The sequence below is a fragment of the Streptomyces sp. SID3212 genome, from assembly GCF_009865405.1.
Lineage (GTDB): Bacteria > Actinomycetota > Actinomycetes > Streptomycetales > Streptomycetaceae > Streptomyces.
This window is the reverse complement of sequence record NZ_WWJY01001074.1, coordinates 1-14,675: the sequence shown is the minus strand read 5'-3', so window position 1 is coordinate 14,675 and position 14,675 is coordinate 1. Positions and strand designations below refer to the sequence as shown.

Sequence of the window (14,675 nt, the reverse complement as noted above, 5' to 3'; positions counted from 1 at the left end):
CCGAGGCGCCGCCCGCCGCCGAGGGGGGCGGTGAGCTGCGGCTGCGGCCGAAGCGGTCCGTGTCGGAGGCGTACAAGGACCCGGAGTCGCTGACACGGCGGGCGTTCGGCGCGATCGCGCCCCGGGCGGACGAGAACGATCCCGCCTACCGCGCCGCCGAGCTGCCCGCCGGGGGCGGGATCTCGACGGCGCGGGCCCTGGCGCGCGTCTACGCGGCGATGCTCGGACCGGTCGACGGCCACCGCCTGTTCGCCCCCGCCACGCTCACCCTGGCCCGCACGGAGGAGTCGGCGGGCCCGGACCGGGTCCTGGTCGTCGCCACCCGCTTCGGCCTGGGCTTCATGCTCCACGGCCCGGCGGCCCCCCTCCTGGGCCCCGGCTCCTTCGGCCACCCGGGCCGCGGCGGCGCCCTGGGCTTCGCGGACCCCGAGTCGGGCATCGCGTTCGGCTACGTCACGAACGGCATGCGCAAGGGCGTCACGGCGGACCCGAGGGCACAGGCGCTGGTGCGCGCGGTACGCGCGGCGCTCTGACCGCCGGATCAGGGGGCCTCGGCCCATCTGGGGAGGGGGCGGGAACTGGGTGGCCGAGGACCGGAGAATGTACGTGGTCCCCTGCTGGACGTCGGTCACGACGGCCTTCCTGTCAGTGGCCTTCATCCTGACCGGCGGAAACACCAATGATTGCGCCGAGTCAGACCCCGTCATGATCAGCATCCGCGTAGCGCGCAACGAGCCGCCTATTGCCAAGCCATGCATCCTCGCCTGCACGGTGGGAGCCTATGCGCCGGTACGCCCGTCCTGGACGGAGATCCGGTCCGCGAGGGGGATCGTCGGACCTCGGGCGGCACTGTAGAGAGCCCCCTTGGTCTACGCCGTGCGAAAGGCCTCGCCAAGTCGGCGCGACCATCTTCTGCAACCCCCCATTCGGAGACCTTCGGCCGGCAGAAGTGACCGGCCGCCGCCCGGCCCTGGTGCGGGAGGTGCGTTCGGCGGCATGATCGCCGGACCGCCGGCCGGATGGGTCGGGTGGCCGGACGGAGTGAGTGGCATGCGACAGGTGGATCAGCCGGAGGCGGGACGGACCGGGGACGAGTCGGTGGGGGAAGTGCCGCCCAGGGTGCGGCGGTTCGGTGGGTACGGGGTGCTGATCACCGGGGCCGGGCGGGGGATTGGAGCGGCCACCGCGCGGCGGCTGACCGCCGAGGGGGCCCGCGTCCTCGTCACCGATCTGGATGAGGAGCGGGCTCGGGCCACGGCCAGCTCTCTGCCCGGTGCGCTCGGGTACCGGTGCGACGTGGCCGACCGTACGGAGGTCGAGGCGGCGGTCGCGTACGCCGTGGAGCAGTTCGGCTCCCTCGACGTCCTCGTCAACAACGCGTACGCCTGCGCACCCGACGCACCGCTCTTCGAGGACGAGCCGGACGACGTCTGGGCGCGGGACCTCGACATCACCCTGACCGGGGCGTTCCGCTGCGCGCGGGCCGCGCTGCCGCATCTGGCGGCCTCGGGGCGCGGCGCGATCGTCTCCATCGGGTCGGTCAACGGCGAGCAGGACTTCGGCAACCACGCCTACAGCGCGGCCAAGGCGGGCCTCGCGAGCCTCACCCGTACTCTCGCGGGCCATGCCGCCCCCCGAGGGGTACGGGTGAACCTCGTCGCCCCCGGCACCATCCGTACGGAGGGCTGGGCGGGCCGCGAGGACGCGCTGGACCGCGCCGCCGCGCACTACCCGGCGGGCCGGGTGGGCACCCCGGAGGACATCGCGTCGGCGGTGGCGTTCCTCGCGTCCACGGACGCGGCGTGGATCACCGGCGTGACGCTCCCGGTCGACGGCGGCATCCTGACGAGCAACCTCGGCCTGCGACGGGCCCTCGGGGGCGAGGACTGAGCCCGTCGTCCGGTACGTGGCGGCCGGGGACGGCCACCTGCCGCCGCGCCGCCCTCACGCGTCCCCGTACCGTTCCCCCATGCCCGAACTCCAGCGCCTGCGCCCCGACCACGCCCCGGCCCTCCTCGCGTTCGAGCGCGAGAACCGGGCCTACTTCGCCGCGTCGGTCACGGACCGCGGCGACGCGTACTTCGCGCACTTCGACGCCCGCCACGACGCGCTGCTCGCGGAACAGGCCGCCGGGCTCTGCCACTTCCACCTGCTGGTGGAGCGCGGGGGAGAGGTGGTGGGGCGCGTCAACCTGGTGGACGTGGCGGACGGCTCCGCCGAACTGGGCTTCCGTATCGCCGAGAAGGCCGCGGGGAGAGGGCTGGCGACCGTCGCGGTCCGCCGGATCCTCAGGCTGGCCGCCACGGAGTACGGACTGACCTCCCTGCGGGCGGGCGCGGCGCGCGACAACCTCGCCTCGCGGGCCGTCCTGACCCGCACCGGATTCACCCCTACGGGCGAGAGCGTCCTGGGCGGGACGGGCGGGAGGCCGGGGATCACGTACGTACGGGAGTTGGCACGCCCGTCGATCGGTACGGGTCCCTGACCGGGGACGCCCGCCGTCACGTGTGCAGGCGGGGACCCCCGCCGTCACGTGTGCAGCATCAGGCCGATCCCCACCACCATCAGCCCCGCCGCCGCGATCCTCGGCGTGCCGAAGCGCTCCTTGAAGAACACCGCCCCTATCGCCGCCCCCACGATGATCGACGACTCCCGCAGCGCCGCGATCGGGGCCAGCGCCGCCCGGGTCTGGGCCCACAGGACCAGCCCGTACGCCATGACCGACAGGAAGCCGCCCAGCAGGCCCAGCGCGGCGTGCGGGCGGAGTTGGAGGAGAAGGACGCGGGCGCCGCGCACGTGGAGCGCGTACGCCGGGATCAGGACGCCCTCCAGGATCATCAGCCACGCGAGGTAGCTGACCGCCGAGCCCGAGTTCCGTACCCCCACCCCGTCCACGACGGTGTACGCGGCGATCGACAGGCCCGTCGCCAGCGCCGCCACCAGCGCGGGCCAGTGGGGCTTGGTGCGCGAGCCCTTGACGCCCCACAGGGCCACCCCCACCAGCCCCGCCGACGCCACCGCCACCCCCGCCGCCTGCCAGGCGTCGAGTTTCTCGCCGACGAAGAGCGCGGCCAGCACGGTGACCACCAGCGGCGCGGTCCCGCGCGCGATCGGGTACATCTGGCCGAAGTCGCCCAGGCTGAACGACCGCATCAGCAGCGCCTGGTAGGCGATGTGCAGCGCCGCCGAGACGAGGAGGTACGGCCAGGCCGCCGCGTGCGGCAGCGGGGCGAAACACGCGGCCACCACGCCGAGCGCCGCGCCGCTCCCGGCGATCAGGGTGAAGGCGAGGAGCTGGTCGCGGATGGTGTGCGCGATGGCGTTCCAGCTCGCGTGGGTGAGGGCGGCCACCAAGACCGCCACGGCGACGAGCGGAGTCACGCCTTGCGCTCGCGGACGTCCACCAGGGTGCCGCCGGCGTGGGCCACCAGGGACGCGGGGTCCATCGGGAAGACGGTGTGCGGGGTGCCCGCCGCCGCCCACACCACGGCGTGGTCGAGCAGGCCCCGGTCGGCGAGGACGGTGGTCTTCGTACGGTGGCCGAAGGGCGGGATGCCGCCGATGGCGTACCCGGTGGTCTCCCGTACCCGGTCGGCGTTCGCCCGGGTGACGGCCGCGGCGCCCAACTCCTGCCGTACCCGCTCCAGATCGACCCGTGAGGCGCCGTCCATCAGCACCAGGACCGGGACCCCGTCGGCCTCGAAGACCAGGGACTTCACGATCTCGTCCAGCGCGCAGCCGACCGCCGCCGCGGCCTCGGCGGCGGTGCGGGTGGCGTCGGGGAAGCGGCGGATCTCCCCGGCCAGGTGGCCGAGGCCCAGCTCGCGCAGGGCCTCGGCGAAGCGGGGGTGCGCGGCGGTGGCGGGTGCCGCGGCCGGGGCGGGTGCCGCGGTGTTGGGCCCCGGGGGGTGAGGCGCGGTGGTGGGGGCTGCCGTGGTGTCGCGTTCGTTCATGGCCGGCACGCTAGTCGGCGGGGTACGGGCTCCGCGAACGGCTTTCACGCCCGCGAGGCCTCCGGCCGGCACCTCCGTGAGCCCCGGCACCTCCGTAGGCCCCGGCACCTCAGTGAGCCCGCCACCTCCGTGTGCCCCGGCCCCTCAGTGAGCCCGCCACCCCCGTAGTCCACGCCACCTCCGCGAGCCCGCCACCCCCGTGAGCCCCGGCCCCAGTGAGCCCAGGCTCACCCCGCTCCCAGCACCGCCGCCACCACCGGCCCCGCCGCGTCCGCCCCGTGCCCGCCGGACTGGACCACCGCCGCGGCCGACAGGTCGTCCTGGTAGCCGGTGAACCAGCTGTTCGAGTCGGCCTGGTTGTCGACCTCGGCGGAGCCGGTCTTCGCGCCCTTGTCACCGCCGAGCCCCGACATCGCCTGCGTGGCGGTGCCGTACGAACTCGTCGCGGTCAGCCGCATCATGTACCGCAGGTTCTGCGACACGGCGGACGGCAGCGAGCGCTGCGCGTACGCGATCTGCCGGTCGTCCAGCGTCTTGGACACGATGACCGGCTGCCGGAACGTGCCGTTCTTCGCGGTGGCCGTGATCGACGCCAGGTTGAGCACGTTCATCTGCACCGTGCCCTGCCCGATGTACTGCGCCGCCGCCTCGCCGCCCGCCGCGGCCGGCACGCTGCCGTCGAACGACGTCACGCCCGTCTGCCAGTTGAGCCCGATGCCGAAGACCTCCTGGGCCTCCTTGCTCAGCGCGGCGTCGTCGTGGGTGTCGTCGATGAAGTGGATGAAGCCGGTGTTGCAGGAGCGGGCGAAGCTCTGCGCGAAGGTGCCGCCCGGGATCGAGAAGCCGTCGAGGTTGGTGAACGTACGCCCCTGGTAGAGCACATCGGGGGAGCAGTCCGCCGCGCCGTCCGGGCTCGCGAGGCCCTTCTCCATCAGCATCGCCGCCGTCATGATCTTGAGCGTGGAGCCGGGCGCCTGCTTGCCGAGCATCGCCGCGTTCCAGCCGTCGCTCCGGTTGTTGGCGACCGCGATGATCTCGCCGGTGCTCGGCTTGACGGCCGCGACCGACGCCTCGCTGAACTTCTTCACCGCCGTCTCCGCCGCCGCCTGGACGTTCGCGTCCAGCGTCGTGCGCAGCTTGCCGGTCCTGCCCTTGGCGAGCGTGAGGAGCGTCCGGTTGGGCGTGGTGGCGTCGTCGCTGGCCAGCGACAGCTCGATGCCGGGCGTGCCGCCCGCGTCCTCGCCGTACTTCTTGCGCAGCTCGTCCAGGATGCTCGCGAGCGACGGGTACTTCTCCGCCGTCAGCACAGTCCCGTTGCGGTCGACCGCCTCGATCGGCGGGACGGACGCCTCGCCCGTCACCAGCGACGTGGTCGCGGTCAGGTCGGGGTGGATCACGCTCGGCGCCCAGTCGACGAGCGGCTTGCCGGTGGTCAGGCCGCGCACCACCGTCAGTTCGGAGCTGTACGACCAGGGCTTGCTCTTGCCGTCGAACGTGACGGTGGCCTTGACGGTGTACGGCACCTTCGCGCCGACCGGGGTCCCGGGGGTGATGACGGCGGAGGCGACGTGCGCCGTGTCCCGGTAGTCGGTGAGCACGGACTGGGCCTCGGCGGCGTTGTTGGTCAACTGCGCGGCGGCGGCCGGGTCCTTGCCGCTCGCCCACGCGGCGAGGAAGTCCTTGGCCGCCGTGTCGATCTCCTCGGCGCTCAGCGGCCCGGTCTTGACCTCCTCGGACTGCGAGGCGGTGGTGGTGTCACCCGTCCCGCCCTCGCCGAGCCCGTTGTAGACGTTGACCGCCCCGTACCCCACCCCACCGACGACCACGGCGAACACCCCGCCGACGATGGCCACTTTCGCTCCGCTGCGCATCCTGCTGTCCCCTCCCCGGGGCCTCCTTTGAACACGTTCAAGGAGGCAGTCGGGGGAACTCTACGGGACAGGAGTGACAGATCGGCCGGGTGTTATCGGACTGCGACGATGACATTCGGGCGGCGTGCGGCCGACATCCGGACGGCGTACGGCCGACATCCAGGCGGCGTGCGGACGACATCCGGGCAGTGTGCGGATGCCGTACGGGCGGTGTACGGATGCCGTACGGATGCCCCGTACCCCCCGCGTCGGCGGTCCTCCCTACGCGGGCGCCACCCGCAGATCCAGCTTGAGCAGGGCGTTCTCGACCAGCTCCGGCATCGCGGGATGGATCCAGTACTGACCGCGCGCCATCGTGCGCGCGTCGAGGCCGAAGTGCATGGCCTGGATGACCGGTTGGATCAGGGTGGGCGCCTCGGGGCCGATGAGGTGGGCGCCGAGGAGGAGGCCGGTGATCGGGTCGGCGAGGAGTTTGACGAAGCCGGTGGTGTCCTCCATCGCCCAGCCGTACGCGATGTCCGCGTACGCGTGCGTCGCGCAGACGTACTCGATCCCGGCGGCGCGCGCCTGCTCCTCGGTCAGGCCGACCGAGGCGATCTTCGGCGCGGAGAAGACGGCGTGCGGCACGTACCGGTGGTCGGACTCGATGGGCGCGCCCGGGTTCAGCAGGTTGTGCTGCACCACCCGCGCCTCGTGGTTGGCAACATGCTTGAGCTGGTACGGGGAGCTGATGTCGCCCAAGGCCCAGACGCCCTCCACGGACGTGGCCTGGGTGCTGTCCGCGTACACCCGCCCGTCGTCGGTGAGCTTGAGCCCGCCGGCGACGGCGTCGATCAGGTCGGTGTTGGGGACGCGGCCGGTGGCGACGAGGAGTTCCTCGGCCTCAAGGATCTCGGGTCCGTCGGGGCCGTCGACGTACACCCGTACCAGACCCCCCTCCCTCTCCACGCGCGACGCGGTCCGGTCCATGCGCAGATCCCAGCGCTGACCGGCGAGGTCGGTGAAGCGGCGGGCGATGTCGGTGTCCTCGTGGCGCAGCAGCAGGTCCGAACGCCCGATGACGGTGATCTCGACGCCCAGGGCGGAGAAGACGTGCGCCAGCTCGACGCCCACGAACCCCGTGCCCATGATGATCATGCGCGGGGGCAGTTCGTCCAGGCGCATCACGGTGTCGCTGGTGAGGTAACCGGACGTGTCGATCCCCGGCAGCGCGGGGACGGCGGGCCGGCTCCCGGCGGCTACGACGACCCGGTCGGCCGTGACGGCCTCGGGCCCGGCGGCCGTCTCGACCACCAACTCCCGTACGCCGGTGAAGCGGGCGGTCCCCTTGAGCAGCGTCACATTGGGGCTGCCCTCGGCGCGGTAGCGCTCGCCGCCGGCCGCGATGGGGTCGATGCGGCCGAAGATCCGGTCCCGGATCTCACCCCACCGCACGCCCCGCAGCTCCAGATCCACCCCGAGCCGGGCCGAACCGGCGGGCGTACGGGCGGTGTCGGCCGCGTGCACGAACATCTTGGTCGGGATGCAACCGACGTTCAGACACGTCCCTCCGTACACGGAGCCGGGCCCGATGCCCTTCTCCACGATCGCCACGTCCCACTCGGCGAACCGCTCGTCCACGATCGAGTTCCCTGAACCGGAACCGATGATGACGAGGTCGTAATGGCGCATCCGCTGATCCGTCCTTGCTGTTCTGTTCGTCACGCTGCTACAGACTCTCCAGAGTCTCTCCCGCCCCCAGGCTGGGCACCAGCCCCGGGCCGGCCTCGGGCCGACCCCGGACCGACCTCCGACCACCGATCGAGGAGCACCAAGCCGTGACGAACGTCGAGATCTCCCCGCGCTTGCGCGAGGCAGCCACCGAACTCGGCGCGGGAGTTCCGTACGCCCTGAAGGTCCTGGCCGGGCGGCTGGCCGAGGAGCCGGAGCTGGGCCGGCCCATGGGACCGCCCGGCGTCCTCACCGTGATGGTGGACGGTGACCTGTTCGAGGACTGCCCGACCCTGGCGGTCGACTACCTGCGCGGTCCGGACCGGATAGAGATACGGCAGGCGACCCCGACCCGCGCAGCCACTCCGGCCCGGTCCCGGGACCAGGCGGTCGACCCGGCCGCCGCGGCGGCCGCGGAGGCGCTCACCGTACGAGAGGTCAAGGACGCGTGGCAGCGCGTGACCCACTGGCTCCTGCGCCACGCCCCCGCCTCCCACGAGGCCCTCCGGCCCGGCGCGGACCCCGCCGCCCTCACCGCCCTGGAACACGACCTTGGCACGCCGATACCCCCCGCCCTGCGGGCCCTCTGGTCCCTGACGGCGGGCGACGACGGGGTGGGCGGCCGGGGATGCCTGCCGGGAAACCGGGCCCTGATGACCCTGGACGCCGTGGCGGAGTCGTACCGGCACCGCATGGACGCCCGTGGCGCCCACCGCCCGGAACCGGAATACGACCGGTTCACCGCGTGGCGGGCGACCTGGATCCCGGTGATCTCCCGGGCCCCGGCCGACGGCACGTCGGGCCTGTACCTGGACACGTCGACCGGCTTCCTGGGCGGCTGGTCCCGCTACAACGAACCTCCGGCCGACGAACTCGACACGTTGGTCACGTACTTGGAGGAGACGGCCGACATGCTGGAGGCCCCGGCCCTGGCGACGAGGGACAGGCCGGGCCTGAGGGACGGGGCGCTGGTGTGGGGCGGGGAGGAGGACGACTGGCACCCCCTGACGGATTGACGCCCCACAAGACAAGAGGAGCGGACAGGACCACGACCCGGACCGCTCCCGCACCGGACCGCTCCCGCACCGGACCGCTCACCCGGCCGCTCACGCACCGGGCTTTTCCCCACTCCCCACCCGGCGCTGGGACATCTCCCCCGTGACGGCGGCAACTCCGGCGCAGACGACGGCACCCAGGGCGAAGCCCACGACGACCGGATTGACGTAACCGGGAACGGCATCGGCGGCGAAGCTCCCACCCCCCGTCGTCTCGCAGACGAAGCGAAGGGGTACGTAGTCGACGTCGTAGTCGATGACGTGCAACGCGCGCTCCCACTGCCCGGGCGTCCGGCAGGGCCGGAGCGGCGCGGAGTCGGTCCCTCCGTCCTCCGCCTCCAGAACCGCACCCGCGAGAAGGAGCAGCCCCCAGGTATAGACGGCGACCGCGCCCGCACCCAGCAGCGAGCCGAGACACCGCAACCACATCTCCCGCCCGGCCCCCCGAACCCCGACCCGCCCGAGCCCGCCGAAGCCGTACCCGGCAAGGCCGAAGGCCGTGATCAGACCGACCGGAATGAGCAGCAGAAGCACCATCCGCAGAGTGCACCAGCCCACCCCCACCCCGCATGTGACGGACCCCACAATTCCAGCAACAGGCCTGTCACAGTCCCCACGGCCGTCGCATCCCGTGTCTGCGGCGAGACGGCCCTACGATCCTGGTCATGACGACTTCCGCCTGCTACGCGTGCGCCCAGGAAGCACGGTTCGACGAACTCCCCCCGAGGGAGCGCGTCGCCTTCGACCAGCACTGGCGGGTGGCCCACGCCCTCAACACGGCGTTGCCCGGCTGGCTGGTGCTGCTGCCCCGCCGCCATGTCACCGCGGTCCACGACCTCACGGACACCGAGGCCGCGTCACTGGGCACCTGGCAGGTCAAGCTCTCCCGGGCCCTGCGCGCCGCGACCGGGTGCGTAAAGACCTACGTGGTCCAGTTCGCCGAAGCCGAAGGCTTCGCCCACGTGCACTTCCACATCGTGCCGCGCCCGGCGGACCTGCCTCCGGAGCACCGCGGACCAGGCGTTTTCAGCCTGCTCCAACTCCCGAAGGAACAACAGGTGACGCCCGACCGGGCCGACCACCTGGCCCACTCACTCCGCCCCCACCTCGGCACCTGAGCCCGAACCGTACGGCTCCGTCAGCGCCCGGCCGGAAAGCCGTTCGCCCATGGCGCGCGGTGCGCGAGGATCGCTGGACCGCGGTGCGCGAGGATCGCTACACCCACGTGTCGAACCACATCCTGTTCCGCCACGAGTCCACCGGGATCGACGTCCCCGTGTACAGCGGCCAGAAGTAGATGAAGTTCCAGACGATCAGCAGGACCAGCACGCCCGCGCCCACCGCGCCGACCGTGCGGCGGCGTTCGTCCGAGCCCGCCGGGCCCGCCATCGCGCCGATCATCATCGCGACCGCCAGGCACAGGAACGGGACGAAGATGACCGCGTAGAAGAGGAAGATCGTGCGTTCCTGGTAGTGGAACCACGGCAGCCAGCCCGCCGCCACCGCGCACGCGATCGCGCCCGCGCGCCAGTCGCGGCGGAAGATCCACCGCCACAGCAGGAAGAGCAGCGCGAACGCCGCCGTCCACCACAGCAGCGGCGTGCCCAGCGCCAGGACCTCGCGGGCGCACTTGCCCGTCGTCGTCGCCGGGCAGCCGTCCGTGCCGGCCGCCGGGGACTCGTAGAAGTACGAGACGGGCCGGCCCAGGACGATCCAGCTCCACGGGTTCGACTGGTACGTGTGGCCCGAGGTCAGGTTCGTGTGGAACTGGAAGACCTCGTACTCGTAGTGCCACAGGCTCCGGATCGAGTCCGGCAGCCACGTGAAGTGCCCGCCCCTGCCCTCGCCCTTGGTCGCCCAGTCGCGGAAGTAGCCGTCGTCCGTGACGAACCAGCCCGTCCACGACGCCAGATACGTCGCCACCGCCACCGGCACCGTCGACACGAACGCGGGCAGGATGTCCCGCAGGATCACAGCCCGGTACGGACGTACGGCTCCGGCCGTGCGGCGCGCGCCCACGTCCCACAGCACCGTCATGACCGCGAAGGCGACCAGGACGTACAGCCCGCTCCACTTCGTCCCGATCGCCAGCCCGATCATCACCCCGGCCGCGAGCCGCCACGGCCGCCACCCCAGCCGGAGGTTCTCCGCGATCCTGACGTCCGGACGCAGGACACCCTCCGCGTCCTCGGGCAGCGCGGCGGCCAGCTTGCGCCGGGCCCAGTCGCGATCGATCAGCAGGCACCCGAACGCGGCCAGCACGAAGAACATCAGGATCAGGTCGAGCAGCGCCGTACGGCTCATGACGAAGTGCAGGCCGTCGACGGTCAGCAGCGCCCCCGCCAGGCACCCCAGGAACGTCGAACGGAACAGCCGCCGCCCGATCCGGCAGAGCAGCAGCACCGACAGCGTGCCGAGCACCGCCACCATGAAACGCCAGCCGAACGGGTTGAGGCCGAACATCTCCTCGCCCAGCCCGATGACCCACTTGCCCACCGGCGGATGCACGACATAGCCGGGATCCGACGGCACCGTCACGGACGACGGGTCGGCCAGGATCAGCTTGTCGACGTCCTTGACCTTCCAGTTGCCCTCGTACCCCTGGTGCATCAGGGCCCAGGCGTCCTTGGCGTAGTACGTCTCGTCGAATATCACCGCCTTGGGTGACCCCAGGTGCCAGAACCGCAGCAGCCCCGCCACCAGCGTGATCAGCAGCGGCCCGCCCCACGCCGACCAGCGTGTCAGCCGCGCCGCCAGGACGGGCGGGCACGCGAGCACCGCCCACAGCCGCTCGGAGGGCTCGGTGTACGGCGGCACCAGCCGCTCGCGCAGCCCGATCACCGGCCGGGGAACATGGCCGAATCGGCGCAGCCGCTGGGGCCATGAGGGCGGCTTGTCGCCGGCGTCGGGCCCCTGGAGGGCTTCTGGCGCAGTACTGGTCACCGCGCCATCGTAGGGAACGCCGCTGTGAGTGGTGCGCGTCGCGCCCTGCGAGGATGACGGATGTGAACGGAACGCAGGCAACGCCGGGACCGAACGAGCCGTATGAAGCGTACGAATCTCATCCATTGAGTGCGCCGCACGAAGAGGAAGATGACGACAGGGAGGGAGAGGGAGCGGGACCCGGAGAGGGAACGGCAGAGGGAACGGGAGAGAGCGACGACGACCTCCCCCTCGAACCCGGCGCCTACGCCACCCGCCCCACCGGCGGCGTCCTCGTCCTCGCCGGCACCCCCATCGGCGACTTCGGCGACGCCCCGCCCCGGCTCACCGCCGAGCTGGAGACCGCCGACGTCATCGCCGCCGAGGACACCCGTCGGCTGCGCCGCCTCACCCAGGCGCTCGGCGTGCAGCCCCGTGGCCGGATCGTGTCCTACTTCGAGGCCAACGAGTCGGCCAGGACCCCGGATCTGGTCGAGGCCCTGGCCGGCGGCGCGCGGGTGCTGCTCGTCACGGACGCGGGCATGCCGTCCGTCTCGGACCCCGGCTACCGGCTGGTGGCCGCCGCGGTCGAGCGTGACATCAGGGTCACCGCCGTACCGGGACCGTCCGCCGTCCTGACCGCGCTGGCCCTCTCCGGCCTGCCCGTCGACCGCTTCTGCTTCGAGGGCTTCCTGCCCCGCAAGGCGGGCGAACGCCTCACCCGGCTCAGGGAAGCCGCCGGTGAGCGCCGCACCCTCGTCTACTTCGAGGCCCCGCACCGGCTGGACGACAGCCTCGCCGCGATGGCCGAGGTCTTCGGCGCCGACCGCAGGGCCGCCGTGTGCCGCGAGCTGACCAAGACGTACGAGGAGATCAGGCGCGGCGGTCTCGGCGAGCTGGCCGCCTGGGCGGCGGAAGGGGTACGGGGAGAGATCACCGTCGTCGTCGAGGGCGCGCCGGCCCCGGGGGCCGGTGACCTGGCCCCGGAGGAGCTGGTGCGCAGGGTGCTGGTGAGGGAGGAGGCGGGCGAGCGGCGCAAGGAGGCCATCGCCGCCGTCGCCACCGAGGCGGGGCTGCCCAAGCGCGAGGTGTTCGACGCCGTGGTCGCGGCGAAGAACGCCGCTCGGGAAGGTAAAGGACGACCGTGAAATGCAAAGCGCAGACCGGGTGCCGGGCCATTTGGGCATGAGTAGGCCAAGACCGCTCCATTAATCGACAGGGCCTGGTGCGCTCCCGCCGTAATAGGCGTCCACTGGAGAAGTGGAGAGGAGCTGGCATGACTGAGATTACGGGCGCCGCCGTCGCTCACGAGGCATATGCGTTCTGTTGCATGCGCTGTGGTCATGGGTGGGAACAGGCCTATGACATAGAGCACCACGTCGACGGCACGGGCCACAATTTCGTCGTATACAAGGCCGGCGGAGTGCGGGTTCCTTCCCCGCTCTCCAGCCCGTCGTGCAGCAACTGCGGGGGACACGTCGTCCGGATCATGAGGTCCGGGCAGGTGTCGTCGGTGAGGGCACTGGCGATGCAGCACCACGAACCCGCGAGGACGACCAAGGCGGCCAGGACCGGCAGGGCCGGGAAGGCGTCCAAGGCGGACAAGAACGGCAACATACCCGCGCAGGGCGACGGGTCGGAGCCGGGGGACGGGGGCACGGGGAGGCCCGTCCACCACTGGCACCTGTCGGACCTGCTGCACCCGTTCCATCACCGCAGGTGAGCCACAGCAGGTGAACCGCACCACCGCACCCGCACGTGAACCCATGGGCGTGGTCCTCTCGTAGGATCGCGCCCATGAGTTCGAAACAGGCCGCGCCACCGTTGCCCGAGCCCCTCCGGGTGCCGGTCGCGGATTCGCACACCCACCTGGACATGCAGGACAGCACGGTCGAGGACGCCCTGAAGAAGGCCGCCTCGGTCGGTGTGGCGACCGTGGTCCAGGTGGGGTGCGACCTCAAGGGGTCCCGGTGGGCCGCCGAGACGGCAGCCGCGTACGAGAACGTCCACGCGGCGGTGGCCCTGCACCCCAACGAAGCCCCCCGGATCGTGCTCGGCGACCCCGACGGGTGGTCGCGCCAGGGCGCGCGCCCCGGCGGCGGCGACGCGGCGCTGGACGACGCGCTGACGGAGATCGACCGGCTGGCCGCGCTGCCCCACGTACGGGCCGTCGGCGAGACCGGTCTCGACTATTTCCGGACAGGCCCGGACGGCGTCGCCGCGCAGGAACGGTCGTTCCGCGCCCACATCGAGATGGCCAAACGGCACGGTAAGGCGCTGGTCATCCACGACCGCGAGGCGCACGCGGATGTGCTGCGCATCCTGGCCGAAGAAGGTGCGCCGGAGCGTACGGTGTTCCATTGTTATTCGGGTGACGCGGAAATGGCCGAAATTTGTTCGGCGGCCGGTTACTTTCTGTCTTTCGCAGGCAATGTGACATTCAAAAACGCTCAGCCGTTGCGTGACGCGCTCACAGTAGCGCCATTGGAACTCATCCTTGTCGAGACAGATGCGCCCTTTCTCACACCGGCGCCCTACCGGGGCCGGCCGAATGCGCCCTATCTGATTCCGGTCACTTTGCGCGCGATGGCTGAGGTGCGTGGGATCGGAGAGGACACGTTGGCGGAGGCGATCGCGCGCAATACGGCGCGGGCGTTCGGTTACGAGGCGTCCTGAGGCCCTCGCGCGAGCCGCGGGCGGCCCTGAGGCGACGCGGCGCGCAGGGTAGCGTCCGCGACGTTGAGTGGTCGAGTCGCTTTGGAGAGTGACCGAAGCTCCGCTAGTGTCCCGGCCGCACCGTCGATCGCGGCGGGGCCGACCGGATCCCTCTGGAGCGTCGTGAGCAATGCGCAAGGCAGTCACCGGGCCGCACGCGGCGGGCACCGCGGTGCCATGGCCGTGGAAACGGCCGAGCCGACCGAGCTGATGGAGACCCTGGACCTGAGACGGGTCGCGCGGGTGCTGCCGTTCGGGGGACAGGTGCCTGTGCCGTACGGCGGCGGGTACGAGGCTCCCGAGGCGTACGACACGCATGACGGGTACGGCACCCATGACACGTACGCCCCGAACGCCCCGTACAGCACGCACGACCCTTACAGCGCATCCTCCGCCGGCCCCGACGCGTACGCCCTGGAACCCGGACCCACCCCCGCCCCCATCCCCAC

The 14,675-nt window shown here is 71.9% G+C and carries 14 protein-coding genes and 1 pseudogene; 9 read left to right on the top strand and 6 right to left on the bottom strand.

Annotation, left to right across the window (positions count from 1 at the left end):
• The 3 genes from GT042_RS31815 to GT042_RS31805 form a co-directional block, all read left to right on the top strand.
• Positions 1 to 533: serine hydrolase domain-containing protein (locus GT042_RS31815; RefSeq protein ID WP_161312158.1), on the top strand; the 533-nt coding region annotated here is incomplete at its 5' end.
• A 586-nt stretch (positions 534 to 1,119) separates the two neighbouring features.
• On the top strand, positions 1,120 to 1,890 hold the full coding sequence (locus GT042_RS31810) for an SDR family NAD(P)-dependent oxidoreductase (RefSeq protein ID WP_345944001.1): 771 nt from the start codon (positions 1,120 to 1,122) through the stop codon (positions 1,888 to 1,890).
• A gap of 79 nt (positions 1,891 to 1,969) precedes the next feature.
• Positions 1,970 to 2,485, top strand: a complete 516-nt coding sequence (locus GT042_RS31805; RefSeq protein WP_161312156.1) for a GNAT family N-acetyltransferase — start codon at positions 1,970 to 1,972, stop codon at positions 2,483 to 2,485.
• Positions 2,486 to 2,529: 44 nt separating this feature from the next.
• Here the strand turns inward: GT042_RS31805 and GT042_RS31800 are convergent, their stop codons facing one another.
• The 4 genes from GT042_RS31800 to GT042_RS31785 form a co-directional block, all read right to left on the bottom strand.
• Positions 2,530 to 3,381 carry a DMT family transporter gene (locus GT042_RS31800; protein WP_161312155.1) on the bottom strand — a complete coding sequence of 284 codons (852 nt, stop codon included), beginning with the start codon at positions 3,379 to 3,381 and terminating at the stop codon, positions 2,530 to 2,532.
• Complete coding sequence (locus GT042_RS31795; protein ID WP_161312154.1) at positions 3,378 to 3,953, bottom strand: YbaK/EbsC family protein; 576 nt, start codon at positions 3,951 to 3,953, stop codon at positions 3,378 to 3,380. Before GT042_RS31795 ends, GT042_RS31800 begins: the two co-directional genes overlap by 4 nt.
• 227 nt (positions 3,954 to 4,180) lie before the next feature.
• The gene (locus tag GT042_RS31790) at positions 4,181 to 5,824 is read right to left on the bottom strand and encodes a penicillin-binding transpeptidase domain-containing protein (RefSeq protein WP_161312153.1); all 1,644 of its coding nucleotides are present in this window, start codon (positions 5,822 to 5,824) and stop codon (positions 4,181 to 4,183) included.
• 261 nt (positions 5,825 to 6,085) lie between these two features.
• On the bottom strand, positions 6,086 to 7,495 hold the full coding sequence (locus GT042_RS31785; protein WP_161312152.1) for a mycothione reductase: 1,410 nt from the start codon (positions 7,493 to 7,495) through the stop codon (positions 6,086 to 6,088).
• 146 nt (positions 7,496 to 7,641) lie between these two features.
• Here GT042_RS31785 and GT042_RS31780 point away from each other — a divergent pair, with 146 nt between their 5' ends.
• Positions 7,642 to 8,550, top strand: coding sequence for an SMI1/KNR4 family protein (locus tag GT042_RS31780; RefSeq protein ID WP_161312151.1), 909 nt, complete (start codon positions 7,642 to 7,644; stop codon positions 8,548 to 8,550).
• 90 nt (positions 8,551 to 8,640) lie between these two features.
• Here GT042_RS31780 and GT042_RS31775 read toward each other — a convergent pair whose 3' ends face one another.
• Complete coding sequence (locus GT042_RS31775; protein ID WP_161312150.1) at positions 8,641 to 9,126, bottom strand: hypothetical protein; 486 nt, start codon at positions 9,124 to 9,126, stop codon at positions 8,641 to 8,643.
• A gap of 128 nt (positions 9,127 to 9,254) precedes the next feature.
• Here GT042_RS31775 and GT042_RS31770 point away from each other — a divergent pair, with 128 nt between their 5' ends.
• A complete protein-coding gene (locus tag GT042_RS31770) occupies positions 9,255 to 9,707 on the top strand; it encodes an HIT family protein (protein WP_161312149.1) in 453 nt (150 codons plus the stop codon).
• A 97-nt stretch (positions 9,708 to 9,804) separates the two neighbouring features.
• On the opposite strand, the gene GT042_RS31765 is transcribed toward GT042_RS31770, so the two are convergent.
• Positions 9,805 to 11,532 carry a phospholipid carrier-dependent glycosyltransferase gene (locus GT042_RS31765; protein ID WP_161312148.1) on the bottom strand — a complete coding sequence of 576 codons (1,728 nt, stop codon included), beginning with the start codon at positions 11,530 to 11,532 and terminating at the stop codon, positions 9,805 to 9,807.
• 125 nt (positions 11,533 to 11,657) lie between these two features.
• Here GT042_RS31765 and rsmI point away from each other — a divergent pair, with 125 nt between their 5' ends.
• The 4 genes and pseudogenes from rsmI to GT042_RS31745 form a co-directional block, all read left to right on the top strand.
• On the top strand, positions 11,658 to 12,659 hold the full coding sequence (rsmI, locus tag GT042_RS31760) for a 16S rRNA (cytidine(1402)-2'-O)-methyltransferase (protein ID WP_237531403.1): 1,002 nt from the start codon (positions 11,658 to 11,660) through the stop codon (positions 12,657 to 12,659).
• Positions 12,660 to 12,787: 128 nt separating this feature from the next.
• The gene (locus GT042_RS31755; RefSeq protein ID WP_161312147.1) at positions 12,788 to 13,234 is read left to right on the top strand and encodes a hypothetical protein; all 447 of its coding nucleotides are present in this window, start codon (positions 12,788 to 12,790) and stop codon (positions 13,232 to 13,234) included.
• 74 nt (positions 13,235 to 13,308) lie between these two features.
• Positions 13,309 to 14,187 carry a TatD family hydrolase gene (locus GT042_RS31750; protein WP_161312146.1) on the top strand — a complete coding sequence of 293 codons (879 nt, stop codon included), beginning with the start codon at positions 13,309 to 13,311 and terminating at the stop codon, positions 14,185 to 14,187.
• Between the two features lie 216 nt (positions 14,188 to 14,403).
• Positions 14,404 to 14,675, top strand: a pseudogene (locus GT042_RS31745) (hypothetical protein); the annotation flags it as partial.

Coding starts and splice junctions, on each gene's coding strand:
- GT042_RS31795 (WP_161312154.1), bottom strand. CDS start 3,953: ATGAACGAACGCGACACCACGGCAGCCCCCACCACCGCGCCTCACCCC.
- GT042_RS31770 (WP_161312149.1), top strand. CDS start 9,255: ATGACGACTTCCGCCTGCTACGCGTGCGCCCAGGAAGCACGGTTCGAC.
- GT042_RS31790 (WP_161312153.1), bottom strand. CDS start 5,824: ATGCGCAGCGGAGCGAAAGTGGCCATCGTCGGCGGGGTGTTCGCCGTG.
- GT042_RS31785 (WP_161312152.1), bottom strand. CDS start 7,495: ATGCGCCATTACGACCTCGTCATCATCGGTTCCGGTTCAGGGAACTCG.
- GT042_RS31805 (WP_161312156.1), top strand. CDS start 1,970: ATGCCCGAACTCCAGCGCCTGCGCCCCGACCACGCCCCGGCCCTCCTC.
- GT042_RS31750 (WP_161312146.1), top strand. CDS start 13,309: ATGAGTTCGAAACAGGCCGCGCCACCGTTGCCCGAGCCCCTCCGGGTG.
- GT042_RS31755 (WP_161312147.1), top strand. CDS start 12,788: ATGACTGAGATTACGGGCGCCGCCGTCGCTCACGAGGCATATGCGTTC.
- GT042_RS31775 (WP_161312150.1), bottom strand. CDS start 9,126: ATGGTGCTTCTGCTGCTCATTCCGGTCGGTCTGATCACGGCCTTCGGC.